Here is a 26870-nt window from a genome sequence, read left to right on the forward strand (position 1 = left end):
CCGGGACCAAACCCGGCTTCCCCGCGCTCGCGTCAGTCGATAACGACGAGGCCATGACCCTGCCCTCCTCTTCCGTCCTCTTCAACGTTCCCACCGTCGGCGATGTCGAGATCGAACTATGGTCGACGCGCTTTGCGGACTGGTTCTCCGGTCTGACCGTCACCGACGGTGCCGGGGTCTTTCGGTCGATGCTGCGCGACCATGGCCGCCGCGCCGGAGAAAACACTCCACTCGATCCGGAGGTAGTCGCCGGGCTCGGAATGACGGCCGTCCATGAGGGCGCCTCGGCCTTCCTCGCCGCTGCAGAACCGCACCTTAGGCCGCGCTGGATTCGGGACCCGGCCCCGTCAAACCCCGGCGGGGTCCGCGAACGAACCGCGGCCGAAGTCGCGGACATCACGGCCGGACCTGACGAAGACGAACTCCAGCGGCTCGCCCGGGTTCTCGCCTTGGCGGCCGAAGACGCCAGGCTGGGCCGCCGAAACCGGACCGCCAAGGCTGCAGCTGAGGTCTCCAAAGCCGCACGCATTGGTTTGACACCCTCGATCCTCGCCCAGGCACGGAGCCTCAGCGGCCTAACGAGTCTTGGCCAGTTGAACAACATGATCGCGGATCTCCCGTCCAACCGGCTGAAGGGCCTGATCAGCCAGACGAGTGGTATCGGTGCGCTCGTCCAGCGTCCCGGACTTCTGACAGGCATCCGGTCTGACGTGATCCCGGCCTATCTTCGGAGTGGCGCGCTCGGCGCACTGCAACAGAAGGAAAGCATCCTCAGAAGCGCCGGCCTGCTGGCCGCACCCCAGAAGGGGATGCTCGGTCTCGCCCAGGGCGGCGTCTATAACCAACTGCTCGGCGGCGCGTTACGGGATTTGTCGGCTTCCGGTGCCCTCGCCTCGATCCCGAGGCCGGCGGACTGGCTGAAAGATATCAACGCCGTTCTCGGACTTGGATTGACGGCCCAGATACTCGCCGCCGCGGCGTCCATACAGGCTTCGCCGCTGAACCATCCGCCGGAGCTGAGCGCCTTCATGCGGCCCGGCTGGCAGGCCACGGCCGCGATCGGCATGGCGCACGACGACGCCCGGCCCGCCGCCCGCGCTGTGCTGGCGACCTACGACGAGGCGGAGGACCTGGAGAACGAACTGCTCGTCGCAGCCGTCGCCATCGCTCACCAGATCGATGCATCGGAAGGGTCGCAAGAGACGACACCAGAGGAACTTGTCGCAGTCGTAGAAACCATCTGGGACCAGTTCCTTGCCCTGAGAGAAGGCCTGACCGAGGAGCTCCGCAATGCCGGTCTCGTTGCGGTGGTCGCCTGCGCGCTAGGCCTGGCCGGTGTTGTCGGGACCGGTATGGCCGTTCAAATCGCCATGTCGGGTCCAACGGCCGCCCAGCTTGAAACGGTGATGAAGGATTCCGATGCGGTCCTGCGCGAGGAGCAACAAAAGACGCGGGACGCTCTTCAGAACGACGCCCGCAGCCTGCGCCGCGTCACTGAGCCGTGCACGGCCAGGACGGCTCCCGACCGTGATGCTCCGGCGATCACGACCGTCTACCCCGACGAACTGATCCGGGTCACAGACGAGCGCGGCGACTGGGTCAAGGTGGAAGTCTACCAGTACGGCCAGGACGCCGTGATCACCGGCTGGACGCCTCGTAAATATATCGTCCACCGGGAGGGCTGAAGTTCCCCGGTCACAATCTCGCAAGGGGGGCACCCTAGCAGAAAAGCTGCTTTCGCATCGCGGAACGCACCCGGCTAAGCGTACCGCAATGCTCGTGACACGCCAGAGACGAGCGGGATTCCGATTGCCCTGACTAGGTCTTCCTGCTCGTACCGATAATATCCGGGACGCGCCAGAAGCGGTCGTTGGCTGGTAGTCCGCAAGTTGACATTCAGCGGACACGTTTGCGCGTTCGTCACCTACGGCTCCAGCCGCGTCCAGCCCTTGGCCCACGTCATAGGGTGCCCCGAAAGCGATCGGGTTGCGGGGCTATACCAACGCTCATATCGGGCACCCTCGTATTCGACGGCTGTCTTGCTGACGGTGTTGGGAAACGCCAGATCGAGTTTCGCCTCGAGTGTCTCGTGCTCTGTTCGAACCAAAAGCCCGACAGCCTTAAGGGATTGCGTCACTTCATCGAGACGCTCGCGGGCCAGACGCACTGCGGTCTGATGTTTGTTGGGATTGTTGCCGTCATAGGCGTCCTGGCGTTCAAGCGCGGATTGCAGCGCCTCAGTTGCCGTCCGGAGATCGTCTAGCGTCAGCGTAGTCATTTGAACCTTCAGGCGGCGGGGAGCCGGTGTGTTTGCGGATCAGCACGGTCCGCCAGCGTCTGAGCGACCGCCAGAATGGAGAGGTGAGCGTATTCCGCCATGATCAGGGCATTCAGGCTGGACTGCGAGCTGGCATAGACCACCAGCCCGTGAAGCGTTGCATGTCGATTGGGCACGGGATCGGCCGCGACCTGCGCCAGCCGCTCCGGCGTCTTTACGTTGGAGTACAGATGGTCGGCGAACATACGGTATAGCTTGAAGCTCAGGACGCCCGTGCGGGTCAGGTTCGACGTTCCCAGCGCTCCCACCGAATTCCGCAGATCGCGAAGACTGGCCTGCGACGTCACACCGGCCCCGTTCAGAGTTTCTCGCGCCTTGCGCTCAATGTCTGGAAACAGGGTCCGCGGCGTTGCACGGAACAAGCGGTTGCGGTGGGCGACAAGAGCCTCGTCGAACGTCGCGAGCGTCTCCGCATCGAAAGCGTAGGTCTCGATACGTAACCGAAAAGCCGCCTCAACCATCGGCCATTCCGCATCATAGTAGTCGCCGACCAACCGTCCCGCGACAGCAGGGTCCGGTTCCGAGGGGTCCAGAAGATGGAAAGGTGTGGTGTGATGAGGAAGCCAGCCGCTCTGATCGAGGGCATGATAGCGGGCCCAGGTTTCAACGAGCGAGGTCAGCAGGGGCTCATGAGCCCTGATCCACTCTCGCGCCTTCTGGGCGGCCAGCCGCAAAACCTGGAACACTTCAAAGAAGGCGTCCACGTTCGTTTCGGTTGAGGCCGCCTTCGCCAGCTCGGTCATCGCGCCTCGTCCCCGCATAGCGTCGCCCGGCGACCCCGATCGGCGTTCGCAGAACTTACGAGACACAGCGGAGCGTGCAACGTCCGACCACGTCGGGGCCAGACAGAACAACTTTGACTAGCGGGAGCCCAACAGCGACCATGCTGCAGAGGCTTCTGACGAAGCGAGAGCGATTTCCGCGGACACCGAATGAAATACGCCTACGAGGATCTCAGCCCCGAACAGTTCGAAACGCTCGTGGTCCTGATCTGCAAGGTCTTGCTGGGCGCTGGCGTGCAAGGCTTCGCGAAGGGGCCGGATGGTGGGCGGGATGCGAAATTCGTGGGCACGGCCCAGCTCTATCCCAGCACGGCCTCGCCTTGGAGTGGGCCGGTGATCGCCCAGGCCAAGCACACGATCGGCTACAACAAGAGCTTCGGCGAGTCGGATTTCTTCACCCCCACGGGCGCCAACACGGTCATTGCGGAAGAGACGCCGAGGATCATCGCGCTTCGGGCCGCCGGGGAGCTCGACTTCTATATGCTGTTCGCCAATCGCCGACTGCCGGCGGACGCCGCCGCCAAGATCCGCGCCCACCTTTCCAGCGCCTGCGATCTGCCAGTGTCGTCCATCGCGCTGTTCGGCATCGACGACCTCGACCTCTTCCTCAAGGCCAATCCCGGGGTCGCGGACCTAGCCAACCTGGACCCGGTGGATTCGCCCCTCATCGTGAGCCCCGACGAGCTTGCCGAGGTCGTCACCGCACTGGCGAACAACAAGGATCACTTCAGCGACGCCGTGGACACCCCGCCCGTTCCACGCGTTAGCTACGAGGCCAAGAACGCCGTCAACAATCTCACGGACGAATACGCCAAAGCCCTGCGTAAGCGCTATCTGAAGGACACCGCCCAGATCCGATCCTTTCTGGCGGCGCCCGAGAACGAGGAGATTTTGAGGGCCTATGAAAGCGTGGTGGAAGAGTTCGAGCTGGCTATTATCGCCAAGCGCAAGGGCCACCAAACTTTTGACGAGGTGATGGAGCATCTGCTCGCCCTCCTGTTCGGGCGGGATCCCATCCTGCGCCAGCGACCTCACAAGCGATTGACCCGTGCAGTGCTGTTCTACATGTACTGGAACTGCGACATAGGCAGGGAAGCGGATGCTTAGACCGAGCAAACACGCTCACCCGGATCGAACGGTGATCAACGTCGCCATCCTGCTTTTGGCGCGGCTGCGGTCGCGCCGGCTGGAGGGTTACAGCGAACTGCGCGCATTCGCCAAGAAGGCGGTGGCGGGCGGCGACACCCTCTTCCTACCGTCCCTGAACTTCCTTTTCCTCCTTGGTCTGGTCGAGTACCGACCCAAGACCGACGCGATCGAGTATCTGGGGCCGCAATGAGGCTTTCCCGATTCTATAGCGATCAGCCTGAAATCTTCTCCCCGATCGATTTCGTCGCCGGGCTGAATGTCGTGCTGGCAGAAATCCGCCTGCCCGAGAACCAGCAGCGCGACACCCACAACCTGGGCAAATCGACACTCGGCCGCCTCCTGGATTTCGGCTTCCTCGCCGGAAAGGATCCCAAATTCTTCCTGTTCCGCTATCCCCAGTTCAGCGCCTTCGTCTTCTTCCTTGAGGTCGAACTTGAGGACGGCAGCTATCTGACGGTTCGGCGCAGCGTGGCGGACGCCACCCGGATCGCGTTCAAGAAGGCCGTCGTCGGTCAGCAGGATTTCTCGGCGCTGGGCGAGAGAAACTGGGATCACTGGGACGTCCCTTTCGACCGCGCCAAGGATTTGCTCGACAGTCTGCTAGACTGGCGCGCGTTGAAGCCGTGGGGATACCGCAAGGGCCTCGGCTATTTCCTGCGCTCCCAGGACGATTTCCGCGACGTGTTCCAGCTCAAGCGGTTCGCCAACGCCCACGCCGACTGGAAGCCCTTCCTCGCGCATCTTCTCGGCTTCGACGGTGATCTGGTCACCCAGCACTATGCCAAGGAAGACGAACTCGCCGAAAAGGTGCGGATCGAACAGACGATTCAGAACGAACTCGGCGGAACGGTCGTCGATGTCAGCAAGATCGAGGGCATGCTCCTGTTGAAGCAGCAGGATCTCGACCGAAAGCAGGAGCTGCTCGACGCCTTTGATTTCCGCACCGACGACAAGGCGCAGACCCGAGCGCTCGTTGACGAAGTCGATCAGCGCATCGCGCATCTCAACGGTCGACGCTACACACTGCAGGCCAACCGCAAGAAGATCGATCAATCGCTGAAGGAGGATCAGATCCTCTTCAGCCCGGACGAAGCGCGAGAGATGTTCGCCCAGGCCGGCGTGCTGTTCGAAGGCCAGATCAAGCGGGATTTCGATCAGCTCCTCAGCTTCAACCGCGCGATCACCGAGGAGCGACAAGGCTATCTTGAGGAAGAGCGCGGTGAGATCGACGTCGAGCTCAAGTCGGTGAACACCGAGCTCACCGCGCTTGGCAAACGGCGGTCAGAGACCTTGCGGGCCTTGAGCGATACGGATGCCTTCCTCCGCTACAAGCGAATGTCCGCCGAGACGGTGACGTTGCGCGCCGACATTACGTCCCTAGAGCGTCAGCGCGGACATTTGCGCCGCCTCCAGGAACTGCGGCACGACATCCGAACCCTGGTCGCCGAGCATGGCGCGCTCCAGGAACTCATCGAACAGGACGTCGAGGCCCAGAACCGTCAGCCGACGTCCCGCTTCTCGCAGATCAGGCTCTTCTTCAATGAGATCATTGAAGAGGTGCTCGATCGCAAGGCTCTCCTGAACGTGTTTCCCAACACCAAAGGGCACTTGGAGTTCCGCGCGGAGATCCTCGACGAAGGCGGGAACGCGACCAGCGCCGACATGGGCTTCACCTATCGCAAGCTGCTCTGCGTGGCCTTCGACCTGGCCGTTCTCCGCGTGCACCTGAGCGACCGCTTCCCGCGCTTCGCCTATCACGATGGCGTTCTGGAATCGCTTGATGACCGGAAGAAGGAGCTCCTTCTGACGGTGCTCCGGGCTTACGCGGCCAGAGGTCTTCAGTCGATCATCACCTTGATCGATTCCGACCTGCCCAAGCGGACCGAAGATGAGCCCGTGTTTGACGACGCCGAGATCATTGTCCGGCTGCACGACGAGGGCGAGCAAGGACGGCTCTTCCGCATGCCTTCGTGGTGAGGCCCGGAAGTCTCCATTAGTCGTCGGCCTCCATCGCGTGTCGATCGGGCTCTACTGCGGCCAAGAAGGCCAGCATGTCTGGAGAGACCGGGCCTTCGACACGGAAATCTCCGAACTCGGCGCGAAACGCAGCCCAGCGCGATCTGAGGACACCCGTCCGACGGCCAGCCGGGCAGACCCAGACCCACTGCAGCGCCCAGGCCGCCGGGGCGTTCGAATACTCCCGCCACCGGAACACGACACAGCCGACAATGGCACCGTCGGCGCGGGTCATCAGGAAGCCGCGCGCGCTATGGTCCTTCTCGTACTGAGCGCCCCAACCCACGAAGCTGTAGTGGGTCTCCTGCCTGAAGAGCAGAGCTCGCTCATCAAGCGCATCCTGCTTCCACCGCGGCGATCGTGACGTCACTCGCTCGGGATCCGCTTCCGCAGCCATGGCGGCGACCATGTTCGGATCCGGCGCCGGGTCCAGATAGACCATCCGCTTCCGATGTTCTTTTCGGTGTGAGGCGCTGGAGTCAGGATCGCCGCGATACCAAGTCAGGCCGCAGTCGCTGCAAACCGTCTTCACCGGGGACTTGCGGTTGCGAAAGCCGGGCCCCGTCACCTCGCAATGGGTTGGCGCACCGTCCTTCGTGACCCAAGTCTCCACCTTGTAGCCATTGCGCAAGACCCATTCGCGGACGTCGCAGTGCGCCAGTCTGGGCTCCGCCGAAAGGCTGACCTTCGCTTTCCGCCGGGTCCGGGCGTACCAGAAGATGTCCAGTTGAGAGGACGTGATCAGACCGCGCCTGGGCAACCGCGGAAGGAGAAGCTCGACGAGGGGCGAGGGGTCGATCTCAAACCCGAGGCTTTCCAGGAGGATCAGCAGGCTGGCGGCGTCATCCGCTGCCCACGCAGGTGTGTAAACGACGCCGAGGCTGCGAGCGTTCGGCCGATGAACGGTGTCGCGCAACGGCGCCCCCGCGACCGCCGAGAGCGCTTCGAGATGGGTGGTGTCGAGGTTCTCGGCCAGCCTCGGATCGGTCAGGAGCAGGTAGTCCTCGAACTGCCAGGTCGCGAAAAATCCCTCCTTCACCACCCTTGCGAGGAGTGACGAGGCCGCTGACGGCGACCGCGTTCGCGCGGGCGTCTCAAGCGCCTGTAAGATCGCCGCCAAGAGCTCAGCGCTGACATCCATCGCGATCTCTCCCATGCCTCTCGCCTCCCGTCCCTCGCGGAATCGGCCTCGGCGCCGACGATACCGGTGGACGGTTCGCCCCTGAGTTCGATGTCCGACTTGTTTCAACCACCAGGATCGGTGTCACTAGGGCACCGATCGATACATCGCAGAACCTGTGGAGCGTGCATGGACCAATCCGATTTCGACGCCTTCGCTGTGATGGCCGGCGAGGAGATGTTGAAGCGGGCGGGTGAGGCCCTTGGCCGCAGACTTTCGGCCCGAGGTTTGACCGACCTGGCGGCGGTGTCCCCGGATATCCAGGAGCAGCTTTACCGCGAGGCCGTGATGGAAACCGCGGTCCACGTGCCCGGTGTCGATCTCGCGATGCTGAGCCGGGTGCTCGACGGCATTTTCCGATCCGATCTGAGCGACGCCGTCCAGCGTCTCGTCGGCGAGAGCGGCGAAGTCTACGACGCGTTCGACTTCGCATCAGGTGTGGACGCCGCTGTCCTGATGGCCTTCTTCGGCCTGCCCGTTGCACCGATGGAACGGGTATCCGGAGCGATAACCTCTCCCCTCACCAACGAGATCGATGCGGTCGTCGAGGCGTTCGCCACCTCAAAGGCAGACCTCGTCGGATACTCGTCTGCCCTGGCTCCGTTCTATGTCCTGATCACCGATTGCCAGGACACGATCGCCCAGGTGCTGAAGTCTGAACCGAAGGCCGCGCGGATCGCAGACCTTTTCGCGCGAGATGGCCTGCCGTTGCCAGAACCCCTCGGCGTCCCCTTCGTGAAAGCCTGCTGGATCTTCCGGCGACGTCCCAATGATCGTGTCGGCGGCTTGATGTATCTCGACCCCCGCGACGACTGGGGCTCGTACTTCTTCTTCGCTGGGTTCGTCGAAGACGGCGAACCAAAGGGGGCCGGACCGGACGGCCTCAAGCCCATTTCCCGGCAGCTGCTGTATGCGCTTCTACGATCCCCGGACGCTCACTCGTTCGTTCAGGGAACCCCGAAGCCCATAACGCCGACGTCGCACTGAATCACTCCACGCGCAGGTCTAGCAGGACGGTTGGACGCCTTTTCCCGACCCGCACATTGCGGTCGACGCGGCTGTCCACTTCGCGCGAAGAGCCTCGGGCTCCAGAGAGAAATCATCCTTGTAACGGCACAGGATGTCCTCGATCTCGTGGGTCGAGAACACCCGAAAGCTGTCGGGGACCTGATGATACATGATGCCCCACGCATCACCGTTCGGAAGCCGGCCGCCCAACAGGCGGCGGGCGCCCACGCGCGCTCCCGCGTGCAGATAGATCACATGCTCTGAGACATGGCCCAGTCGCTCGCAGATTCGGTCTGCAGCGTCATAGACAGCCAGCTCGCCGGCTCCACGTATGGGCTTGAACGCCTTCTGTACTAGGTCGAACACCTCGTGGAATCTGGTCGCCTTCTCCAGATCGCCTGAGATGGCGGACAGCGCATCAACGCAGGCATCGATGGCCCGGAGCGTGAGTCGCCTTTGATGGGGGTGTCGCTTTCCATTCGCCATGCGGGCCCGCCCCGCCCGGTCGAGCACCTCGGAGAACGGCTCGCCCTCCGCCGCCCACCAAAGGGCGTCTCGCTCACGATCGGCGGTGCCGGCCCGAAAGTCATCGGCGATCAATTCGGCGGTGCCGTACCAAACAGTCGGACGCATGGGACCCTCTTGTGATCGTTCCAAGCCATCATCCCTCCAAACCTACAGTTCGCGCAATGTTCTCGCAGAATGTTGATGGACGCGGAGACGCTGCGCGCCTCGGCGTTCATCCAACGAAGGAGTTCCCTAGCGCGCCACTGCGCGAAGCGGATCCTCCCAAGTTCAGCTTCGAGTCACGAACGGAAGCGGAGCCTCAAGGTCTCGGAAGCGCCAAGAGCGGACGCTCGGGCCGATGCCAGAACCGGACGTTCGGCCCCGTGGCTGTTCGTGCAGCGGTCCGCGTCGGCGGCGATCAGTCTTGGACATCGGACAGCGGTTCGCGCTCGGAGCTATGAACCACAGCTCGGCTCAAGCTCGCGGTGTCGAAATCAGGCGTGGCCAGTCCGAAGGAACGTCGAACACCGCAAGTTCGCACCGTTCCGCCGGTGCGGGGTGAAACAGCCGACCCCGTGGCTGGGTCCAGGCGTTGGCGTGCCAGCCCCCCGCCGGCGCCGCAATGAGCATCAGCGAGTCTACAATCTTGCGACCGAGCTTCTGCAGTGTGCGCCGGTCCAGCCCGCTCAGTTCGGCTTCACTCTCTGGATGGGTGTGCCAGTCCCCGAGGTAGTCAAGGTCGCCCCCGCTGGCGGCAAAGGCCTCGTTGATGCGGGCGACCTGCCAGGCGTGGTCCGGCAGGAACATGTGTCGACCGTGCAGAGCCTTGGGACCCGGCCCGATCGTCCCCATCACGATGCGATCTCCCCCACGTCGCCAGCCCATGAGAACACCGCCAGTCTCCAGCGGTGCCAGCGTCCTCGCCTGTTCCAGAAGGTCTTCGAATACATCCCGCCCGATCCAAACCTTCATGCGCCGCCGCAACTCCAGCATCGGTCATGGCGCCCGATCGCGGCGGCCGTCTCCCAGCGCGGCAGGATCCGGCGGGGACCGTGCTTCAGCGAGAGGACGGCCAAGGGCCAGTCGCCGACGTCGTAATCGTCCGGAGCCAGCGTCCCGATCGCGCTTCGGACAAGTTCAAGAGAAACCTCCTGCAGCTCGAACGCTCCGCCCGTGAAGGTCGGCGTGTTGCAACCGACGGGCGTAATCGTGCCGGACGAATCGACAGGCGGTCGGGGCAGGGTTTGGTCGTGCCAGTGTTCGTCCAGGCAGGCCGGGCACCCGCCTCCTGAGGGCGCGAAGCGCGCCACGGCGCCGCCCGCGGCGCCTTCGGTCGCGTATCCCATGATGAAGGGCTTACCCATGTCGCGGCAGACCGAAGCGAGGGACCGCTGGCACTCCGTCGAGGCGGACGCGTCGATCACCACGTCTGCTTCGGCCACCCGCGCCCGGATCCATTCCATCTGATGCTGGTTCGCCTCGGCTGCGGCGGCCGGATCGGAGACGGCGACGCCGATCTTGGCGACATGGGGGACGACCTCGGTGGCGGGGTAGTTCCGTGTCAGATGGTGGTAGAGCGCATGCGATTTGGGCAGACCCCAGAACTCCCGGGCGAGAGCCCACCGGACGCCGTTGCCGGGCTCGACGCTGTCCGAATCGACGATCGCCAGCCGGCCGAGACCGGCGCGAACGAGGTCCTGGGCCACGAAACCGCCGATCGCCCCGGCCCCTACCAGGAGCGCGGATTTCGCTCGCAGGGCTTTCGCGACGGGAACGCGGCCGAGGACGTCGTGGGCGAACCGGGCCCCTGTGACCAGCCCGGTTTCACGACCCTTTCCGATCCGGCGGCTGGCGAGGAACAGGAAGCCGACGCCGACACGTCCGTATTCGATCTCCTCGTCGAACACGATGACAGTCAACGCCATATCGCCTTGAGCCAGTCTGGCCATCCGAGCGCGCGCCTGGGGCTGGGCGGCGACAGCCCGCTCTATGATTCTGTCCGCTGCCGCGAGCATCTCGGCGGGGGTGTCGGTCGGCCGCGGCTTCATCCTGACCCAGCGTCCCTGGACGAGCGGTTCGCGGTCGATGCCGGCCCACGGCGTGAACCGGGGCGCAAGCCATTGGCCCGTCAGGGGCTCCATCGAGCGCAGCAGACCTTCGAAGCGGTTCGGGCCGAACGCTCGCCCTCTCACATTGAAACCGGCGATCCCGGCCGTCGTCCCGGGCACGGGCTGCCCGGCGTCAAAGACGATGATCGAGTCCGGCTCCGCCTGGCGTATGAAGTAGGTGCTGAGCGGATCGGGGGCATTCTCCTCCACGGCGGCGGCCTCGGTAGGCCGCGCCGCGGCGTGGGCCTGCGCGGCCTTGAGCACATTGGGCAGCTGCGCGGCGATCAGATCGGCGACTCGCTCGCAGGGGTCCCACTGGCCCGCGTCCTGCGTCAGCAGGCACAGCGTGCGGCTTGAGGGATCCTGGTGACGTGCGAGGGTCAGTTCGGGCGCGGACACATTGGCGCGGGCGAACGGGTGGCATGGCGAATAGCCAACGCGAAGGCGGGCTTCGACGCCCTCGCGCCAATAAATGTCGAGGATCAGCTGGCCGGCCTTATCGTGGACGACGGCGACATCCGCGCCCCGGCGTTCGAAGGCGCGCAGTTCCGCTTGGTACAGCGCGGGCCAGCGCAGCCACCAGTCGATCGGCTCCGACCGGAGCTGCGCTGTCCCGTGCATCTCAGCCGACCGGGCGGTGCGGCGGCGGGTTGCTGGGCGTGGGCGGGCCGTCGGGCCGCCCCGGAGTGTGGCTCGGAGGACCGCCGGGCACGTCCGGATGGGTGGGGTGCTCGGGGTGCTGCGGACGGTCGGGACCGCCGGGCTCGTCGGGACGGCCGGGCTTGTCCGGATGATCGGGCTTTTCAGGCTTGTTGTTCGACATTTCGACCTCTGTGTGTGGGGAGGGTGAACACCAGAGGGGTTCATCCGGGACTCGGCGGGTCGAGACCCGTCGACCAATGATTCCCGAAAGCGTGTTTGTGGTCAAGGGAAACATTAATGTGTTTGTGATAATCACATAATGTTTGCCGCGTTGACACGACCCGCGGCGCGGATCAAACAATGCAAATGGCCGCCGATCCCCGTTATCCAGCTTTCGGCGAAGCGATCGCCTTGCGCCGCGAGCAACTCAAGATGACTCAAGCCGAGCTGTCGCGCCGCGTCGGACTCTCGCGTGCTTCCATCGCCAACATCGAACGCGGGCGGCAGAATGTACTCCTGCACCACGCCTGCGACATCGCCGCGGCGCTCGGTCTTTCCCAGGTGACGGATCTGTTGCCGGTCCAGGCCAGGCCGACGGTGGAGGAACGGGCGCTGACCGTCTCCGATCCGGTGAGCGCCAGAGCGCACGCACAGATCCAGGACCTGATCGCGAACGCAATCGCCAATGCCGGGGTCAAATCGTGAGCTTCGCCGATACGGCCCATGCGCAGGAAGCGGCGCGTACGTTGCTCGGCAAGGCGGGGGTGCGATCGGCGCCGGTGCCGATCGAGCGGATCATCAAGTTGCGAGGCATCATCCTTCAGTATGCGCCGCTCGCCGACGACCTCTCCGGCATGGCCTACATCCGCGACGGCGTGGGCATCATAGGCGTGAACGCCCTCCACCACCCCAATCGTCAGCGGTTCACGGCCGCGCACGAACTCGCCCATCACGAACTTCACCCGGAGCACATCCGCAACGAGGTCCATGTGGACAAGGTGTTCCGCGTCCTTTGGCGTGACACCATGACCACCCTCGGGATCGATCCGAAAGAGATCGAGGCGAACGCCTTCGCCGCCGAACTCCTGATGCCCCGGTCGTTCCTGGAGGATCTCGTGGACCCCCGCGCCCTGGACGTCGACGACGACGAGAAGATCGAGTCGCTGGCTCGCAAGTTCCGGGTCAGCCCCTCGGCGATGCGCTACCGGCTCGGCTCCTGGGACTAGGGAGGCTCGCTTGAGCTTCGTTTTCTACGATACGGAGACCACAGGCCTTAAACCGGGCTTCGACCAGATCGTGCAGTTCGCGGCTATCCGAACCGACGCGGACCTGGTCGAACTGGACCGGTTTGAGATCCGCTGCCGCCTCCAGCCGCACGTCATCCCCCACCCCTCGGCGCTGCGCGCCAACCGGATTTCGATCGCCCGCCTGACCGAGGCGTCCCAGCCCTCGCATTACGAAATGGTCTGCGCCATTCGCCGGCGGTTGGCGGCGTGGGGGCCGGGGATATTCATCGGTTACAACTCGATCCGCTTCGACGAAGAGATGCTTCGGCACGCCTTTTTCCAGTCGCTGTTTCCCGCCTATCTCACGTCGGCCCCCGGCAACGGCCGCACTGATGCGATGAACCTTCTGCTCGCGGCCTGCGCAGAACCCGAAACCTGCCTCACCTTGCCGATCGGCCCGACCGGCCGCACGACCTTCAGGCTGGCGGCCGTCGCCGAGGCGAACGGCCTGACCCTGGGTCCGGCTCACGACGCCTTGGTGGACGCCGCGACGACGCTGGAGCTATGCCGGCGTATCCGCACCGGCTCGCCAGAGGTCTGGCACCGCTTCATCCGCTTCTCCAACAAGGCCGTGGTCCGCGACTTCGTCGAGGCCGAGGAGATGTTTTTCCTCACTCGCTTCTTCGGCGGGGAGGCTAACCACAGCCTGGTGGCGCGGCTTGGCAGCTCGGCCGGCGACGCCAACGGCCACCTGTGCTGGGATCTGGCCGAGGATCCAGCCTTGCTCAATGACGCACCCGCGGATGCTCTGACGGAGGCCGTGCTGCGCAAGGGCGGACCGGTGAAACGGCTTCGAACCAACGCAGCGCCCGCCCTGTGCGCCAGTTGGGAGGCTCCTGACGCTTGGTTCGGGATCGACGCCGTGACCGCCGAGGGGCGCGCGGCGTGGCTGCGCGAGAACCCCGGATTCTGCGGCCGCGCGATGGCAGCCTACACGGACCGGTGGGCCGAGGCGCCACCGGCGGTCCACCCCGAGCAACAGCTCTACAACGGCGTTTTTCCTGGCCCTTCTGACGAGGCGCTGATGGTCGACTTCCATGAGGAGGGCAAGCGCCGCCGCGTTGAAATCGTCGAGCGTCTTGAGGACCCGCGCGTCAAGGTTTTCGGCCGTCGAGTGATCTATTGTGAACACCGATCCGCGCTGAACGAGACAGAACGGCGCGAGGCTGACAGCGCATTGGCTGAGAGCTTGGTCGACGAGCGGGGCGCGGGCCTGACCCTGCCGCAGGCCCTGTTTCTGGTGGAAGAGGCGTTGGCCGTTGGCGGGGAAGATCCGGACGGACTGCTGGTCGAATATCAGGTCTGGCTCAAAGCCCGGCTGGCCCGCACTGTTGCCTTCCTCGGAAGGCCGCCAGTCACATCAGTCGCTCCTGCGGTCTAGACCGCCCTCGCGCGCCCACTGGCAGCATAGCGCCAGAAGCGGGCATTAGCTCGCAGCCGCGGAGCAGACATTCCCTGCTCATCTCCGCGGGCTGGATGGCGTTACGGTTCTAGAGGTGGTGCGAAGCGTTCGCGAGCGATGAGGCCCACCCGCCGCCCGAGCGCCTGACCTTCTTCATTGGAGAAACGGAAGTGCATGCCGCCCTGAATGCGCGCCAAGCTCGTAGCGTCCAGGAAGGCGCTCCAATCCGCAAATCTGACGTTGACCGGCAGGGGTGCGCTTTCGCTTGCAACTTCGATCGGGCCCTTCGCTGTTTCAGGCTCGAGCAGGGCGGCGAACAAACCTGAGAAGGCGCAATGGCCGCAGGGGTACTCCGGATGGTTTGGGGTCGCCATCACCGGCTCCCAAAGCGGGTCTCGGACGGTCGCCGGATTGTCGTCGCGATCAGCATTCCGGATGGCGCCCAATGGTCGCCAAGTCATGTACTTCATCTTCGCCTGAGCCACGGCTGCGTTCGCGTCCAGAGACGCCATCCGGACGAGAGCCCATAGTCGAGCCCTATCTACCAAGCGCTCACGGCGGGCAGCTTCGCGGCTGACGGTGGGGTCGACATTGAACTGCGCCATGAACTGGGCGCGCCGCAAGCTGTCACCGGTAGCGTTGGCTTGCCCGACACCGCCCAGCAGGCGGACCTCCTCAAAGTCTCGGGCGTAGCGCTCGCCTGCGGTCGGCGGCGGCGGCGGGGACATCACCTCGTCCCAAGATGTGAGGAAGAACGGCTGGGCGCGCATGAACCACGGCGCGAAAGCGGGCAGATTCGGCGGCGTGAAGCGGCCGATCTCACCCGCCGGCCGATAGGGCTCGCCCGCCGGTGCGTCGAAAAGGGATCGCGCCAAGGCCGCGGCTCCCGCACGCCGACCGACCTCGAGTCCATGTTCCAGCCTTGCCCCGGCAGGCAGTCCCGACAGCGATAGCGCAAGTGCGCCGTCCAGCTGTGCGCGCCGTTCAGGGTAGAGCCCAACCAGCACAGTATGCGCTGCGACTGCGGCGGCGGCTTCTCCGCTAGCTGGCTGTTCTGACTTGGCGATGCCTAAGTAGCTACGGTAGCGAGGATCAACGGCGTTGGTCGCCTCGAACATAGCGAGTGAGACGAGCGGGGGCGCTGTTCGCTCCAGCCGGCCCTGAAGCGGTGGAGGCAAGGGCGCGCCATTGGGGCCTCGATCCGCCACCCTCAGCCAGTCCTCAAGAACGTCCGCGTGGGCCCTTGAAGGGCTGGTGCACACCAGCAACAGAAAAATGACCAGTCTGAACAGCAGCATTGGAAGCCCTCCATATCGCTGGTATCCCATAGCGCGATTGGGATGGTGCGATCTCTTGGGTGTCGGCTCGAGCTCCCCCCGCTGTCGCTGAAGCGCCATCAGCGGACCTTGGTTCGTCGCGGGATACTGGGTCTCTCAATGGAGGCAACACGTTGCCCAAGCCAGGACCCGGTGTAACTGAGAAGCCATGTCCTCACGTCTCATTCTTTCAATCGCCGGTTTGACTTTCGCGATCTGCGGACTTGCGAGCCTTTTCGCCTCCGATGAGTTGGCGTCGCTTTCCTCAACATCGCCCTCTTCGGCGCTTGCGCCCGCCCTTCAGATCATCGGAGGCGCACTGCTCGGTTTCGCGTTATTGAACTGGTTCAACCGAAGGAGTCGGGTCGGCGGCATCTACGGCCGTCCGATTGGTTTGGCCAACTTGATGTTTTCAGGGGTATTGGCGATCACCGTCGGCCGCGCTGCTCTGCAAGGCGCACTGCCTGTCCAAGCGTCGCTCTTGGCCGGCATTTTCGGCGCTATCACCTTGGCATTCGGCTGGCTTGCCTTCGGAACTTCGGCGGCTTCTGGTTAGCGCAAACATCGAACATCAGTTGTCGGCTTGAAATCGGGTTCTCCAAGATCTCTGCGAAGCTCCAATTGCGGCGTTCTACGCGTTGCTCAAGGCGGCCATGCGTCAGAAGCGGACATCCGCCGACACCGGGACAGCGGTTTATTTGGGACCGCCCGTGCAGACTCCGACGGATTGGAGACTTGGTCTCCTATGGCGCTGGGACGGGCAAATCCCTAGCTTTCGAGCCTGACTCAGGAGCGGCCGCAATGACGATCAAGGCGCATTGGGAAAACGTCTATCAGACCAAGGCAGTGGATGACGTGAGCTGGTATCGGCCGCACCTGGAGGTTTCACTGCGGCTCATAGCCAACGCTGCGCCGGACCTTGGCAGCGCGATTATTGACGTAGGCGGCGGGGAAGCGACGCTCGTCGATGATCTGGTCGCACGGGGGTACAGCGACGTCACGGTGCTCGATATTTCCCAAGCGGCGATCGAAGTGGCCAAGGCTCGGCTCGGTGCATCGGGCGCAGCCGCGCATTGGATCACCGGCGACATCACGGCAGTCGCACTGGAACCGGCTCGGTACGATGTCTGGCACGACCGGGCCGTCTTCCATTTCCTGACAACCGCGGAGGACAGAGCCGCATACGTCCGGCAGGTCGCTTCCGCGGTCAGGCCTGGCGGCCATGTGATCGTCGCGACGTTCGGGCCCGAGGGTCCGCAGAAGTGCAGCGGACTGGACGTTGTCCGCTACGACGCCGAACACCTTCACGGCGAGTTCGGGCCGAAGTTCCGTCTCCTGGACAGCGTCACGCAAGTGCACGAGACCCCTTGGGGCACGCCTCAGCAGTTTATGTATTGCTTTTGTCGGGTGGAGTGAGACGTCGAACCCGCTTCAGCGCGACGCTGAGAACAGCCGCTACAAGTAGAGCGGCCAGCCTTGATCACCCTCGACATCTCGGCGAGGGCTATCGCGCGCGACGGAACGGCTCTTCACCTCGGCGAAGCCCGTGCTCGGCCGGGTTTTGTCAGAGCGCCAGCATGGATCGGGTGAGCATGTAGGTCGCGACCACGAATATCAGGCCCGCGAACAGGACGTTCAGCGCTCCCCGTCTCTGTCCGACGCGGCGGGCCACGCGGGTCCCGAGCAGTCCACCCGCGAACCCGCCGGCCACGAACAGGCCGGCGATGGTCCAGTCGACCAGTCCTGCAAGAGCGTAGCTTGCCGACGTCGCCACGCCGAAGCCGGTCACAGCGAGCAGCGACGACGCCATCGCGTTCATGATCGGCATGCCCGTTGCGGCGACGAGTCCAGGCACGATCAGGAAGCCGCCGCCGATGCCGAAGAAGCCGGAGAGCAGGCCGGTGGCGAGGCCGAAGCCGACGAGCTTGGGGAAGTTGTCGCGGCCCAGGGTGACGTGCGGCAGGCCTACCCCCTTGCGGTTGCGCAGCATCAGCACGCCGACCACCATCATCAGCACCGCGAAAAGCGCGAGCAGCCTTTCTCCATCCATTTGCCGGCCGAACCAGGCCCCCACGACCGCGCCGAGGACTCCTGCGACCGTGAACACGGCCGCGCAGCGCCACTTCACGTTCCCGCTCCGGGCGTGGTTTCCGAGGTTGAGAAGCGCATTCGCCGCCACGGCCACAGCGCTTGTGCCGATCGCCACGTGGGGATTGGTCACCCCGACAAGATAAACGAGCAGAGGTACGGCCAGCACCGACCCGCCGCCCCCGACGAGACCGAGGGTGAAGCCCACCACAGAGCCGGAACCAAGCGCCAGCGCCGCCTGCAGCGCCTCCATCAGGCTGCCCCGGCATGGCTCAGGCGCCGGTTCCACGGTGCACGACCCAACAGGCGGGCCAGGCCGCAGAAGCCGCTCGCGCCGGCGAACGTCAGTCCGGACCCGACGAACAGCGGAACCGCAAGGAACCACAGCGACACAAGCAGGCCAGCCAAGGTGCCCAGCGCCACCATCGATCCCGCCGCAAGCTGCACCTGGCGCTGCAGCTCAAGCGGCTGCCGGGCGTCTTTGGCGACAGGCAGGCCGGCGCCCCGCCAACCGTCCAACCCGCCTTCGAGGATGAACCATTCACTGTCCCCGGCCTTCTGCTTCAGCCGAGGGGCTTGTACCTCGGTGCGGGCACCGCTGCGGCAGTGAAAGATGACCGGGCCGGTGCTGAGCTGGCCGTTGTCCCAGGACGAGAGCGGCAGCGACACCGCCCCGTCGATCTTCTCGCGGGCGTGTTCGTCCGGTTCGCGGACGTCGACAAGGATGGCGCCGCCTTGGGCGCAGAGGCGCGCGGCCTCAACAGGGCTGATGGTGTTCATGCTGTTTGCTCGATTAGCTGCGGTCGTTCACGGGGGAGACCGGCAGGCCCGCCGCCTGCCAGCCTTCGATGCCGCCCTGCAGGAGGTAGACGTCGCCGGTCGGGACGGAGGCGGCAAGCGCCTCGGCGTTCATTTCGGTGCGCCGGCCGGTGCGGCAGTGAAAGATCACGGGTTGTCCGGGGCGCGCCGCGATCCCGGCGGCGCCGGATGACATCGGGGCGTTCTGCGCGCCCTCGATGACCTCGGCGCACTCCTGGGCTTCACGAATGTCGACGAGGAGGGCGCCGTCGGTGATGAGGAGGGCGGCGGCTTCCGGTGTGATGGGTTTGGCAGTCATGGGGAGTTCCTCAGGCTTGCCCGCGCGAGGCGGGGGAGAGTTCGGGGCAATAGATGTCGCTCAGCACGGAGAGCACGCGAACAACGTCCGGGTCGGCGATGCGGTAGTGCAGGCTCTGGGCATCCCGCCGATAGGCGAGCAGTCCGTCCGCCCGCAGTCGCGCCAGATGCTGCGACAGCGCCGACTGGCTCAGTCCGACCTCTTCCACCAAGGCGCCGACGGACAGCTCTGTTTGCGCCGACAGGTGACAGAGGATCAGCAGCCGATGCTCGTTCGACAGGCTGCGGAGCAGGCGAGCGGCTTCGCCGGCCTTGGCGGCGAGCGCGTCCAGAGATGCGACGGTGGAAGGTATCATCAGGGCTTTCTATTAGACTTGTCTAATTTAGGCAATGCTAATATATGTGTCAACACCACTGACACATGGAGCCCTCCAGTGAGCCTCTCCGCTGAAATTCGCCCCTTTTTCGACGAGCCGACTAACACCATCACCTATCTGGTGTTCGACCCCGAAACCCGCCAAGCCGCCGTCATTGATCCGGTGCTAGACTACGACCCCGCATCCGGCGAAGTCGACACCCGGTCGGTGGCCGCGGTGCTTGCCGAGGCTGCGCGCCTGGCGCTGAACGTCCGTTGGGCGCTGGAGACCCACGTCCATGCCGATCACCTCAGCGGCGCCCCATACATCAAGGCGAAGACCGGGGCGCAGATCGGCATTGGCGAGAACATCACAGGTGTGCAGCGCATTTTCCGCCCGATCTTCAACGCAGCTGATCTGGCGGCGGACGGCGGGGACTTCGATCGGCTGTTCGCGGACGGCGACCGGCTGCCGCTGGGCGAGCTGGAGATAGAGGTGCTCCATACCCCCGGCCACACACCCGCCGACGTGAGTTACAGGATCGGCGACGCAGTTTTCGTCGGCGACACGCTTTTCATGCCCGACTACGGAACGGCGCGGACCGACTTCCCCGGCGGCGACGCCCGTCAGCTCTACCGGTCCATCCGCCGGCTGCTCGCCCTTCCGGCGGAAACCCGGCTGTTCATGTGCCACGACTACAAGGCCCCGGGCCGCGACGACTACGCTTGGGAGTCCACGGTGGCCGACCAGATGCTCAACAGCGTACATGTCAGCGATCGGGTGACGGAGGACGAATTCGTCGCCATGCGGACGGCGCGCGACGCGACCCTGTCCGCGCCCAAACTGCTGTTGCCGTCGATCCAGGTGAACATGAGAGCTGGTCGCCTCCCTCCCGCAGAAGCCAACGGGGTTCGGTATCTGATGATCCCGGTCAAGGAACGTGAAGGATCGCTCTAGGCCCGGCTCCAGTCGAAGCCCCGGCCGGCGATTTGCTGACCCGCTGGACGGGGTCTTCGACGGCGTCCCGGCCGGTCGCATACCGCTCCCCTAGATCGCATCCAGCGCCTGGCGGAGTTTGCCACCGATCTCCTCGGCCTTCGCCTTCAGGCCGGGATTGTCGATGGCTGACATCGAGGCCACCGGGTCGACAGCGGCGATCTCGCTGCCGCCGCCGTTTTCCCTTTGCTGAACTATGACATTACAGGGCAGCATCACCCCGACCTTGTCCTCATGGAGCAGCGCCTCGTGGGCAGCCTTAGGATTGCAGGCCCCCAGAATGATGTAGGGCCGGAATGCGACGTCGAGCTTCTGCTTGAAGGTTTCGGTCACATCGATTTCGGTGATGATGCCAAAGCCTTCGTCCTTCAGCGCCTCCCGCGTCCGGGCGACGGCGTCCGCGAACGGGAGCTTGGTGATCTTGCTGTAATAATAAGCCATGCAGGACTCCTTCCGTCCTGAAAACCGTTTGGCCGCGCGGACGTTGCAAGCCGTCGTGCAGACCGTGAGCCCGCAGTCGACCCCGGCTCTGCCGGAAGGAGGCGATTACACCGCGTCGAGGGACGCCCCTGTGCAGGATTGCGCCATCAGACGCCGCGGAAAGACCGCATCCCTCTGCACGATGACCCGGAGGCCACCGAGAAGCGAGCGCCCGTAGCCCAGCCGCCGGCCGTGGGCAGTCGTCATGACGCGAGCGACCGTTCGACCAGTCCCACACGGAACCAGTCCGCCGCTGACTGCTTCCGATGATGACTCCTGCAGGAGGACGGCGCGCGTCCTCCAAACTCCCCGGAGCGAGACGATGCAAACCCACACCCACGGCGGCGCCGAGATCGCCGCCTTCCACGATGCGAAGACCGGCAGCTGGCAGTATGTCGTCATCGATCCCTCGACGCAGGCGGCGGCGATCATCGATCCGGTCTGGGACTTCGACGAGAAGGCCGCGGCGACCTCGACCGGCAACGCGGAGGCCATCCTCGCCTTCGTCCGGGAGCGGGCGCTCAAAGTGGAATGGATCCTCGACACCCATCCTCACGCCGACCACTTTTCGGCCGCGCCGTGGCTGAAGGAGCGGCTGGGCGCGCCGACTGCCATTGGCGACAAGGTGACGGAGGTCCAGGCGCTGTGGAAAGACCTCTATGGCCTGCCGGACGACTTCCCCACCGACGGCCGGCAGTGGGACCGGCTGTTCAGGACGGGCGACACCTTCCGGGTCGGCGACCTGCCGGGCCGCGTGATGTTCTCGCCAGGGCACACCCTGGCCTCCATAACCTATGTGATCGGGGCCAACGCCTTCGTCCACGACACCCTGATGATGCCCGATGCGGGCACGTCGCGAGCGGACTTCCCTGGCGGCGACGCACACGCCCTATATCGAAGCATCGAAGGCATTCTCGCGTTGCCGGAGGACACGGGTGTTTTCGTCGGCCATGACTACGGTCCTGGCGGCCGAGACCCGGCTTGCTTCAGCACGGTGGCGGAGCAGAAGGCCGACAACATCCACGTCGGCGGAGAACGATCCGAAGCCGACTTCGTCGCCCTGCGCGCGAGGCGCGACGCCACCCTGCCACTCCCCAATCTGATGCTCTATGCCCTGCAGGTGAACATTCGCGGCGGCCGGCTGCCCGAGCCGGAGGCAAGCGGCCGCGTCTTCTTCCGCATTCCGGCCAATCGGTTCGAGCCAACCGATAGCGGTACCTGATCAGCTTTGGGCTTGGCATGGGGACGCCAGCGGATTGAACAGAGTCCTGTGCGGGCGGTCAGACTTTATTTTCGGTTTTGGTTCGGATCGTGTCCGGTGAAACGAACGCTAGCGTCACCCGCAATCCGCCGAGGGGCGATGGGCCATAGACTACGGTCAAGCTATGCGCTGTGGCCGTCGCCTCGACGATGGAAAGGCCCAGCCCGCTGCCCCCGGGCTTAGCGTCTGGACCGCGGTAGAACCGACGGCCGAGCTTGGTCAGGTCGGCCTGAGGCACGCCCGGGCCGTCGTCATCGATGGTGAGGGTTGGCGAGGGGCCGGTGTCATCCAGGTCGATACGGACGAGGCTGCGGGCGTGGGCGCAGGCGTTGGACAGCACATTGCCGAACAGGGCGGAGACGCGATCCGGATCAACGTTGAGTTCCATCGCGGAAGCCGCCTCGCTGACTTCGACCCGGACCCGACAGCCCATGATGTCCGTGCGGACAAGCTGGGCGAGCGGCGTCCAGCGTCTTACTAGCGCCGGCTCGGCCGCGTCGTCCGCGCGGGCCATTTCCAGAAGTCGGCTGACCAGCGACGAAGTACGATCGACGGAGGCGACGATGTGCTGGAGCGCTCGGGCCTGTGTCTCTGGATCGGTCGCGTTCGCGGCGACCTGGGCCTGAACGCGCAAGCCGGCCAGCGGGGTGCGCAGTTCGTGGGCCGCGGCGGCGGTGAACTCGGCCTGGCGACGCCGCGCCGCGGCCAGTCGATCAATCAGTCCATTGAGGGCGTCGAGCATGGGCCGTAGCTCTTCGACGCCCCCGGGGGTTGTCAGGGGGCTCAGGTCCTGAACGCGGCGAGCTCCGAGCGTGTCGGCCAGTTGGCGCATTGGTCTCAGCCCCCGCCCGACCGACCACCAGATCAGAAGACCCAAGGCCGCCAAGCCGACCAAGGTCGGTGCCGCCAGACTTGTGATGATTGAACCGACGATCCCCTCCCGCATGGCTAGCCGGTCGCCGACCATGACCTGCACCCCCGCCAGGCGATTGTGGACGGTGTAGACGCGCCAGCGTTCGTCGCCGATGGTCCGCTCGGAAAAACCATCCGCGACGGCCAGCCGTTCGAGTGGCGCCCCGTCCGAGCGGCTGACCAGCTCGCCCCGCAACGACCAGATCTGGCACGACAGCTGGCGTTCGTAGCCGGGGCCGGCTGTTGTCGCAGGGGCGGCGGCCACTCGCGCCGCCCCTGCGCCAGCGGCCAAGTCGCCCTGGTCGAGCAGGCTGGAGACCATGCGCGCGGACTCCATCAGCCTTCGGTCCAGAACCCGATGGATTTCGGCCTGTGTCCGGACCTGAATCCATACGGCCGAGGTTCCCCACACCACGGCGGTGACCAGGGCCAGAATGACAAACAGGCGGACGCGGATCGACCTCATGACAGGGTGTATCCCAGACCTCTGACGGTGCGGATCCTCGCGGCCCCCAGCTTGGCCCTGAGGTGGTGGATGTGCACCTCCACGGCGTTGCTGCCGATCTCCTCCTGCCAGCCATAGAGGCGCTCCTCGAGCTGGCTGCGCGAGATGACCTGGTTCGGCCGCTCGACCAGAAACTCCAGGACCGCGAACTCGCGCCGCGAGAGGGGCAGGTCCTGGTCGCCCAGCCACGCCAGTCGCGCCTTGGGATCGAGGAGCAGGTCACCGTGGCGCAGCGCCGGCGTCGCCCGGCCGAGGAGGCGTCGCCGTATGGCGCGAAGGCGGGCGCTGACCTCGTCAAGATCGAAAGGTTTGCCGAGATAGTCGTCGGCGCCGGAATCGAGACCCTGGATGCGGTCGACCACTGCATCGCGGGCCGACAGGATGAGGACGCCGACGTCCATGTTGCGGGCGCGGACCTGCCGCAGCACCTCCAGCCCGTCGCCATCCGGCAGCCCGAGGTCCAGCACAACGGCGTCGAAGGCCGAGGACTCGAGCGCGGCCAAAGCGTCCTCGACCCGGCCGACGACGTCCACGGTCCAGCCGCAGGCCGCCAAACCCACCTGCAGGCCGTCCCTCAGCACCGGATCATCTTCGACGACGAGCAATCGCATGGCGGCGGCGTGCGCCTTTCGGCTTAAGCGTGACTTAAGGTGGCCCGGCGACGGAGCGGCCATGATCAAGCTGTTCTTCTACCTGCGCGCCGCGCTGCTGGCGACCTTCGCCCTGACCGCGGTCTGGGCCGGCGCGGCGGTGGCCCAGCCGATGCCGCCGGAGGAAGCCTTCCAGCTCGAGGTCCGCCGCTCGGGTGCCGGCGACATCATCTTCGACTGGACCATCGCCGACGGACACTACCTCTACCGTAAGCACACGGTGGCCACCCTTGAGGGCGGCGAAACCGCCTTGCCGCTGGCGCTGGCCGAGGGCGAGGCCAAGACCGACCCGGCTTTCGGCGACGTGGAGGTCTGGCACGGCCGCGGCGAAGCCCGGCTCAGCGCCGCCGACCTCGAGTCCGCAGGCGGGCCGACCGTCGTCAACATCACCTACCAGGGGTGTCTTGAGGACTCGATCTGCTACCCGCCCATGACCGAGACGGTCGCTCTGCCGAAAGCGGCCGCGGCCGCTCCGGGCGACACGGCGTTGGCGGCGCGTGAGGCCGACGTGGAGACCGCGGTCGCCGCCTCCGCGCTGGCGCTCCAGGCATCGGCCTCGACGCCAGCGGACCCGGCGACGTTCAGCGCGTCCGACGGCAAGAGCAGCACCCAGGCGTCGGCCGGATCGTCGTCCAGCGGAATCGCGCTTCAGTCCGGCGGCGGCATGGTCGAGCGGCTGGCGCTCCGCGGCGGCGTGCTGTGGGTGCTGCTGGCCTTCTTCGGCTTCGGCGTCCTGCTTGCCTTCACCCCGTGCGTCTTCCCCATGTACCCCATCCTGGCCGGCGTGATCGGTCGCGGCGTCGATGCGCCCGGCGGGCGGCGGGGCTTCCAGCTGTCGGTGGCCTATGTGCTGGGCCTCGCCGTCGCCTTCGCTCTGCTGGGCGTGGCGGCCGCCTGGTCCGGGCAGAATCTCCAGATGGCGCTGCAGTCACCCTGGGCTGTGGGCGCGCTCAGCCTGATCTTTGTGGCCCTGGCCCTGTCGATGTTCGGGCTCTACGAGCTGCAGCTGCCCTCGTCATGGACCTCCCGTCTATCCGGCCCGGGCAAGGTCCAGGGCCGCCGCTCGCTGGGCTCGGCGGCCGGGATGGGCTTTGTCTCCGCCCTGATCGTCGGGCCGTGCGTGACCGCGCCCCTGGCCGGCGCCCTGCTCTATATCGCCCAGACGGGAGACCTCCTGCTCGGCGCCGCCGCCCTGTTTGCACTCGGTCTGGGCAAAGGGGCGCCCCTGATCGCCTTCGGCGCCCTCGGGTCGAAGGTGCTGCCGCGCGCCGGGCCCTGGATGGACCGGGTCAAGGCGGCGTTCGGGGTCCTGTTCCTCGTCACGGCCTGGTGGCTATCGTCGCGCGTCCTGCCGGCCGAGGCCAGTCTACTGCTCGGCGCCGGGCTGATGCTGCTGATCGCGGTGCTGCTGGGTCTGTTCCGTCCGGCCGCCGGCAGCGGACTTTGGGGCGGAGCCGCGCGTGCCGGGGGTCTGGCCGCCGCCGCCTGGAGCGTTCTGCTGCTGGTCGGCGCCGCATCCGGGGCCCAGGACCCATGGCGTCCCTTGACGGGGGTGTTCGGATCACCGGCACGGGCCGGCGCGATTGCGACGAACGCCGCCGCGCCTACCGTGGTGACTGACACCGCCGCTCTCACCCAAGCGGTCGCGGCCGCTGGCGCGGCGCAGACGCCGTCGCTGGTCTATTTCACCGCCGACTGGTGCGTCAGCTGCAAGGTCATCGACCGCACCGTCTTCGCCGATCCCGGCGTCCAGGCCGCGCTGACAGGCGCGCGGCTGATTGAGGTCGACGTCACACGCACCACGCCGGAGACCCGCGCCCTGCTCAAGGATTTCGCGGTGGTCGGCCCGCCCACCATGATCTTCCTCGACGCCACGGCGACCGAGCCGGACCGAAGCCGCCTGGTCGGGGAAATGGGCGCGCGCGACGTGATCGAATCCCTTGGCCGCGCGGGAGCCCCGGGATGAACGCCATCGAGCTCGGCCCCCTGGTCCTGTCCGGCGAGCGCTTCGCCATCCTGCTCGGGGTCCTCGTCTTCATGATCGGCTCCGGCTGGCTGGCCAGCCGGGTCAGCCCCCGGTTCAACGCCTGGAGTACGGCGGTCGTGGTCGGGGGCCTGGTTATCGCGCGATTGGCCCATGTCATCGCCCACTGGGAGTTCTTCAGCGGCGATCCCTGGCGCGCCTTCGCGGTCTGGCAAGGCGGATTTGTCTGGCCCTGGACGCTGCTGGTGGTGGTCCTCGCCTCCGTCCTGCTTCTGCGCGACCGCCGCCTGATCGTCTGGGCCGTGGCGCCGGTCGCCGCTGCGGCGATGGTCTGGAATGTGGCCTATCAGCTGTCATCGCAGACCGACGCCTTGGCGCCCGCGCCCCTGACCTTGGCCTCGCTCTCCGGCTCGCCGGTCGACATGGCGCAGCCCGTTGATCGCCCCACCGTTATCAACGTCTGGGCTACCTGGTGCCCGCCCTGCCGCCGCGAGATGCCGGCCCTTGCGCAGGCCGAGGCGGCGCACCCCGACGTTCGGTTCCTGTTCGTCAATCAGGGCGAAGGTCCCGATACGGTCCGCCGCTTCCTCGCCGCCGAGAACTTGCAGCTGGAGCATGTGCTCTTCGACGAGGCCATGGCGCTTCCTCGCCACTACGGCACGGCCGGTATTCCGGTGACCCTGTTCCTCCACGCCGACGGCTCCCTGGCCAAGGCGCACATGGGCGAGATCGCGCCCGAACAGATCGACGCGGAAATCCGCCGCCTCGATCGCTGAAATCTTTCACCC

Annotated in this window: 29 protein-coding genes; 14 read left to right on the forward strand and 15 right to left on the reverse strand. The window is 65.6% G+C overall.

Annotated features, from left to right (window positions below; translation table 11 throughout):
* Positions 1 to 53 precede the first annotated feature (53 nt).
* Entirely contained in the window at positions 54 to 1685 is a 1632-nt protein-coding gene (locus tag B2742_RS01485; protein ID WP_292062166.1) for an SH3 domain-containing protein, read from the forward strand.
* A 239-nt stretch (positions 1686 to 1924) separates the two neighbouring features.
* Here B2742_RS01485 and B2742_RS01490 read toward each other — a convergent pair whose 3' ends face one another.
* Positions 1925 to 2278 carry a hypothetical protein gene (locus tag B2742_RS01490; protein WP_292062169.1) on the reverse strand — a complete coding sequence of 118 codons (354 nt, stop codon included), beginning with the start codon at positions 2276 to 2278 and terminating at the stop codon, positions 1925 to 1927.
* Positions 2279 to 2286: 8 nt separating this feature from the next.
* Complete coding sequence (locus B2742_RS01495) at positions 2287 to 3081, reverse strand: hypothetical protein (protein WP_292062170.1); 795 nt, start codon at positions 3079 to 3081, stop codon at positions 2287 to 2289.
* 189 nt (positions 3082 to 3270) lie between these two features.
* Here B2742_RS01495 and B2742_RS01500 point away from each other — a divergent pair, with 189 nt between their 5' ends.
* From B2742_RS01500 to B2742_RS01510, 3 genes are read left to right on the forward strand one after another with little or no spacing between them, the layout of a single operon-like run.
* Positions 3271 to 4227: an ABC-three component system protein gene (locus B2742_RS01500; protein WP_292062172.1), complete on the forward strand. Its 957-nt coding sequence runs from the start codon at positions 3271 to 3273 to the stop codon at positions 4225 to 4227.
* A gap of 31 nt (positions 4228 to 4258) precedes the next feature.
* The gene (locus tag B2742_RS01505; RefSeq protein WP_292062174.1) at positions 4259 to 4459 is read left to right on the forward strand and encodes an ABC-three component system middle component 8; all 201 of its coding nucleotides are present in this window, start codon (positions 4259 to 4261) and stop codon (positions 4457 to 4459) included.
* Positions 4456 to 6246 (forward strand): DUF2326 domain-containing protein, encoded by a 1791-nt coding sequence (locus B2742_RS01510; protein ID WP_292062176.1) that lies wholly within the window; start codon positions 4456 to 4458, stop codon positions 6244 to 6246. Before B2742_RS01505 ends, B2742_RS01510 begins: the two co-directional genes overlap by 4 nt.
* A 16-nt stretch (positions 6247 to 6262) precedes the next feature.
* On the opposite strand, the gene B2742_RS01515 is transcribed toward B2742_RS01510, so the two are convergent.
* Positions 6263 to 7441 (reverse strand): hypothetical protein, encoded by a 1179-nt coding sequence (locus B2742_RS01515; protein WP_292062178.1) that lies wholly within the window; start codon positions 7439 to 7441, stop codon positions 6263 to 6265.
* 153 nt (positions 7442 to 7594) lie between these two features.
* Here B2742_RS01515 and B2742_RS01520 point away from each other — a divergent pair, with 153 nt between their 5' ends.
* The gene (locus B2742_RS01520) at positions 7595 to 8452 is read left to right on the forward strand and encodes a hypothetical protein (RefSeq protein ID WP_292062181.1); all 858 of its coding nucleotides are present in this window, start codon (positions 7595 to 7597) and stop codon (positions 8450 to 8452) included.
* A gap of 18 nt (positions 8453 to 8470) precedes the next feature.
* On the opposite strand, the gene B2742_RS01525 is transcribed toward B2742_RS01520, so the two are convergent.
* The 4 genes from B2742_RS01525 to B2742_RS01540 form a co-directional block, all read right to left on the reverse strand.
* The gene (locus tag B2742_RS01525; protein ID WP_292062183.1) at positions 8471 to 9106 is read right to left on the reverse strand and encodes a hypothetical protein; all 636 of its coding nucleotides are present in this window, start codon (positions 9104 to 9106) and stop codon (positions 8471 to 8473) included.
* Between the two features lie 348 nt (positions 9107 to 9454).
* The gene (locus B2742_RS01530; protein ID WP_292062185.1) at positions 9455 to 9952 is read right to left on the reverse strand and encodes a Mov34/MPN/PAD-1 family protein; all 498 of its coding nucleotides are present in this window, start codon (positions 9950 to 9952) and stop codon (positions 9455 to 9457) included.
* Positions 9949 to 11709, reverse strand: coding sequence for a HesA/MoeB/ThiF family protein (locus tag B2742_RS01535; RefSeq protein WP_292062187.1), 1761 nt, complete (start codon positions 11707 to 11709; stop codon positions 9949 to 9951). Before B2742_RS01535 ends, B2742_RS01530 begins: the two co-directional genes overlap by 4 nt.
* 1 nt (position 11710) lies before the next feature.
* A complete protein-coding gene (locus B2742_RS01540; RefSeq protein WP_292062188.1) occupies positions 11711 to 11911 on the reverse strand; it encodes a hypothetical protein in 201 nt (66 codons plus the stop codon).
* Positions 11912 to 12090: 179 nt separating this feature from the next.
* On the opposite strand from B2742_RS01540, the gene B2742_RS01545 reads away from it, so the two are divergent.
* Genes B2742_RS01545 through B2742_RS01555 form a run of 3 tightly spaced genes read left to right on the forward strand, consistent with a single transcriptional unit; the run spans position 12091 to position 14397 of the window.
* Positions 12091 to 12435 carry a helix-turn-helix transcriptional regulator gene (locus tag B2742_RS01545; protein ID WP_292062190.1) on the forward strand — a complete coding sequence of 115 codons (345 nt, stop codon included), beginning with the start codon at positions 12091 to 12093 and terminating at the stop codon, positions 12433 to 12435.
* The gene (locus tag B2742_RS01550; protein ID WP_292062192.1) at positions 12432 to 12956 is read left to right on the forward strand and encodes an ImmA/IrrE family metallo-endopeptidase; all 525 of its coding nucleotides are present in this window, start codon (positions 12432 to 12434) and stop codon (positions 12954 to 12956) included. The genes B2742_RS01545 and B2742_RS01550 overlap by 4 nt, the downstream gene beginning before the upstream one ends.
* A 10-nt stretch (positions 12957 to 12966) precedes the next feature.
* Positions 12967 to 14397 (forward strand): exonuclease domain-containing protein, encoded by a 1431-nt coding sequence (locus B2742_RS01555; RefSeq protein ID WP_292062195.1) that lies wholly within the window; start codon positions 12967 to 12969, stop codon positions 14395 to 14397.
* Positions 14398 to 14498: 101 nt separating this feature from the next.
* Here B2742_RS01555 and B2742_RS01560 read toward each other — a convergent pair whose 3' ends face one another.
* On the reverse strand, positions 14499 to 15716 hold the full coding sequence (locus tag B2742_RS01560; protein ID WP_292062197.1) for a vanadium-dependent haloperoxidase: 1218 nt from the start codon (positions 15714 to 15716) through the stop codon (positions 14499 to 14501).
* Between the two features lie 187 nt (positions 15717 to 15903).
* Between B2742_RS01560 and B2742_RS01565 the strand changes: the two genes are divergently transcribed.
* Together B2742_RS01565 and B2742_RS01570 are read left to right on the forward strand one after the other, a co-directional pair.
* A complete protein-coding gene (locus tag B2742_RS01565; RefSeq protein WP_292062199.1) occupies positions 15904 to 16290 on the forward strand; it encodes a hypothetical protein in 387 nt (128 codons plus the stop codon).
* Between the two features lie 245 nt (positions 16291 to 16535).
* On the forward strand, positions 16536 to 17150 hold the full coding sequence (locus tag B2742_RS01570) for a class I SAM-dependent methyltransferase (RefSeq protein ID WP_292062200.1): 615 nt from the start codon (positions 16536 to 16538) through the stop codon (positions 17148 to 17150).
* A 148-nt stretch (positions 17151 to 17298) separates the two neighbouring features.
* Here B2742_RS01570 and B2742_RS01575 read toward each other — a convergent pair whose 3' ends face one another.
* Genes B2742_RS01575 through B2742_RS01590 form a run of 4 tightly spaced genes read right to left on the reverse strand, consistent with a single transcriptional unit; the run spans position 17299 to position 19294 of the window.
* Positions 17299 to 18075 (reverse strand): sulfite exporter TauE/SafE family protein, encoded by a 777-nt coding sequence (locus B2742_RS01575; RefSeq protein WP_292062203.1) that lies wholly within the window; start codon positions 18073 to 18075, stop codon positions 17299 to 17301.
* Positions 18075 to 18602: a rhodanese family protein gene (locus tag B2742_RS01580; protein WP_292062205.1), complete on the reverse strand. Its 528-nt coding sequence runs from the start codon at positions 18600 to 18602 to the stop codon at positions 18075 to 18077. The genes B2742_RS01575 and B2742_RS01580 overlap by 1 nt, the downstream gene beginning before the upstream one ends.
* A 13-nt stretch (positions 18603 to 18615) precedes the next feature.
* On the reverse strand, positions 18616 to 18939 hold the full coding sequence (locus tag B2742_RS01585) for a rhodanese-like domain-containing protein (RefSeq protein WP_292062207.1): 324 nt from the start codon (positions 18937 to 18939) through the stop codon (positions 18616 to 18618).
* Positions 18940 to 18949: 10 nt separating this feature from the next.
* Positions 18950 to 19294: an ArsR/SmtB family transcription factor gene (locus B2742_RS01590; RefSeq protein ID WP_292062209.1), complete on the reverse strand. Its 345-nt coding sequence runs from the start codon at positions 19292 to 19294 to the stop codon at positions 18950 to 18952.
* A 78-nt stretch (positions 19295 to 19372) separates the two neighbouring features.
* On the opposite strand from B2742_RS01590, the gene B2742_RS01595 reads away from it, so the two are divergent.
* Complete coding sequence (locus B2742_RS01595; RefSeq protein WP_292062210.1) at positions 19373 to 20251, forward strand: MBL fold metallo-hydrolase; 879 nt, start codon at positions 19373 to 19375, stop codon at positions 20249 to 20251.
* Positions 20252 to 20341: 90 nt separating this feature from the next.
* Here B2742_RS01595 and B2742_RS01600 read toward each other — a convergent pair whose 3' ends face one another.
* Positions 20342 to 20731: a DUF302 domain-containing protein gene (locus B2742_RS01600; protein ID WP_292062212.1), complete on the reverse strand. Its 390-nt coding sequence runs from the start codon at positions 20729 to 20731 to the stop codon at positions 20342 to 20344.
* A gap of 361 nt (positions 20732 to 21092) precedes the next feature.
* On the opposite strand from B2742_RS01600, the gene B2742_RS01605 reads away from it, so the two are divergent.
* Complete coding sequence (locus B2742_RS01605) at positions 21093 to 21992, forward strand: MBL fold metallo-hydrolase (RefSeq protein WP_292062214.1); 900 nt, start codon at positions 21093 to 21095, stop codon at positions 21990 to 21992.
* A gap of 58 nt (positions 21993 to 22050) precedes the next feature.
* Here the strand turns inward: B2742_RS01605 and B2742_RS01610 are convergent, their stop codons facing one another.
* On the reverse strand, positions 22051 to 23409 hold the full coding sequence (locus B2742_RS01610; protein WP_292062215.1) for an ATP-binding protein: 1359 nt from the start codon (positions 23407 to 23409) through the stop codon (positions 22051 to 22053).
* The gene (locus B2742_RS01615) at positions 23406 to 24059 is read right to left on the reverse strand and encodes a response regulator (RefSeq protein WP_292062219.1); all 654 of its coding nucleotides are present in this window, start codon (positions 24057 to 24059) and stop codon (positions 23406 to 23408) included. Before B2742_RS01615 ends, B2742_RS01610 begins: the two co-directional genes overlap by 4 nt.
* Positions 24060 to 24120: 61 nt before the next feature.
* Here B2742_RS01615 and dsbD point away from each other — a divergent pair, with 61 nt between their 5' ends.
* The gene (dsbD, locus tag B2742_RS01620; protein WP_292062220.1) at positions 24121 to 26064 is read left to right on the forward strand and encodes a protein-disulfide reductase DsbD; all 1944 of its coding nucleotides are present in this window, start codon (positions 24121 to 24123) and stop codon (positions 26062 to 26064) included.
* Positions 26061 to 26858 (forward strand): TlpA disulfide reductase family protein, encoded by a 798-nt coding sequence (locus B2742_RS01625; protein WP_292062222.1) that lies wholly within the window; start codon positions 26061 to 26063, stop codon positions 26856 to 26858. The genes dsbD and B2742_RS01625 overlap by 4 nt, the downstream gene beginning before the upstream one ends.
* The last annotated feature ends 12 nt before the right edge of the window (positions 26859 to 26870 follow it).

This window comes from Brevundimonas sp. UBA7664 (assembly GCF_002483305.1).
GTDB lineage: Bacteria > Pseudomonadota > Alphaproteobacteria > Caulobacterales > Caulobacteraceae > Brevundimonas.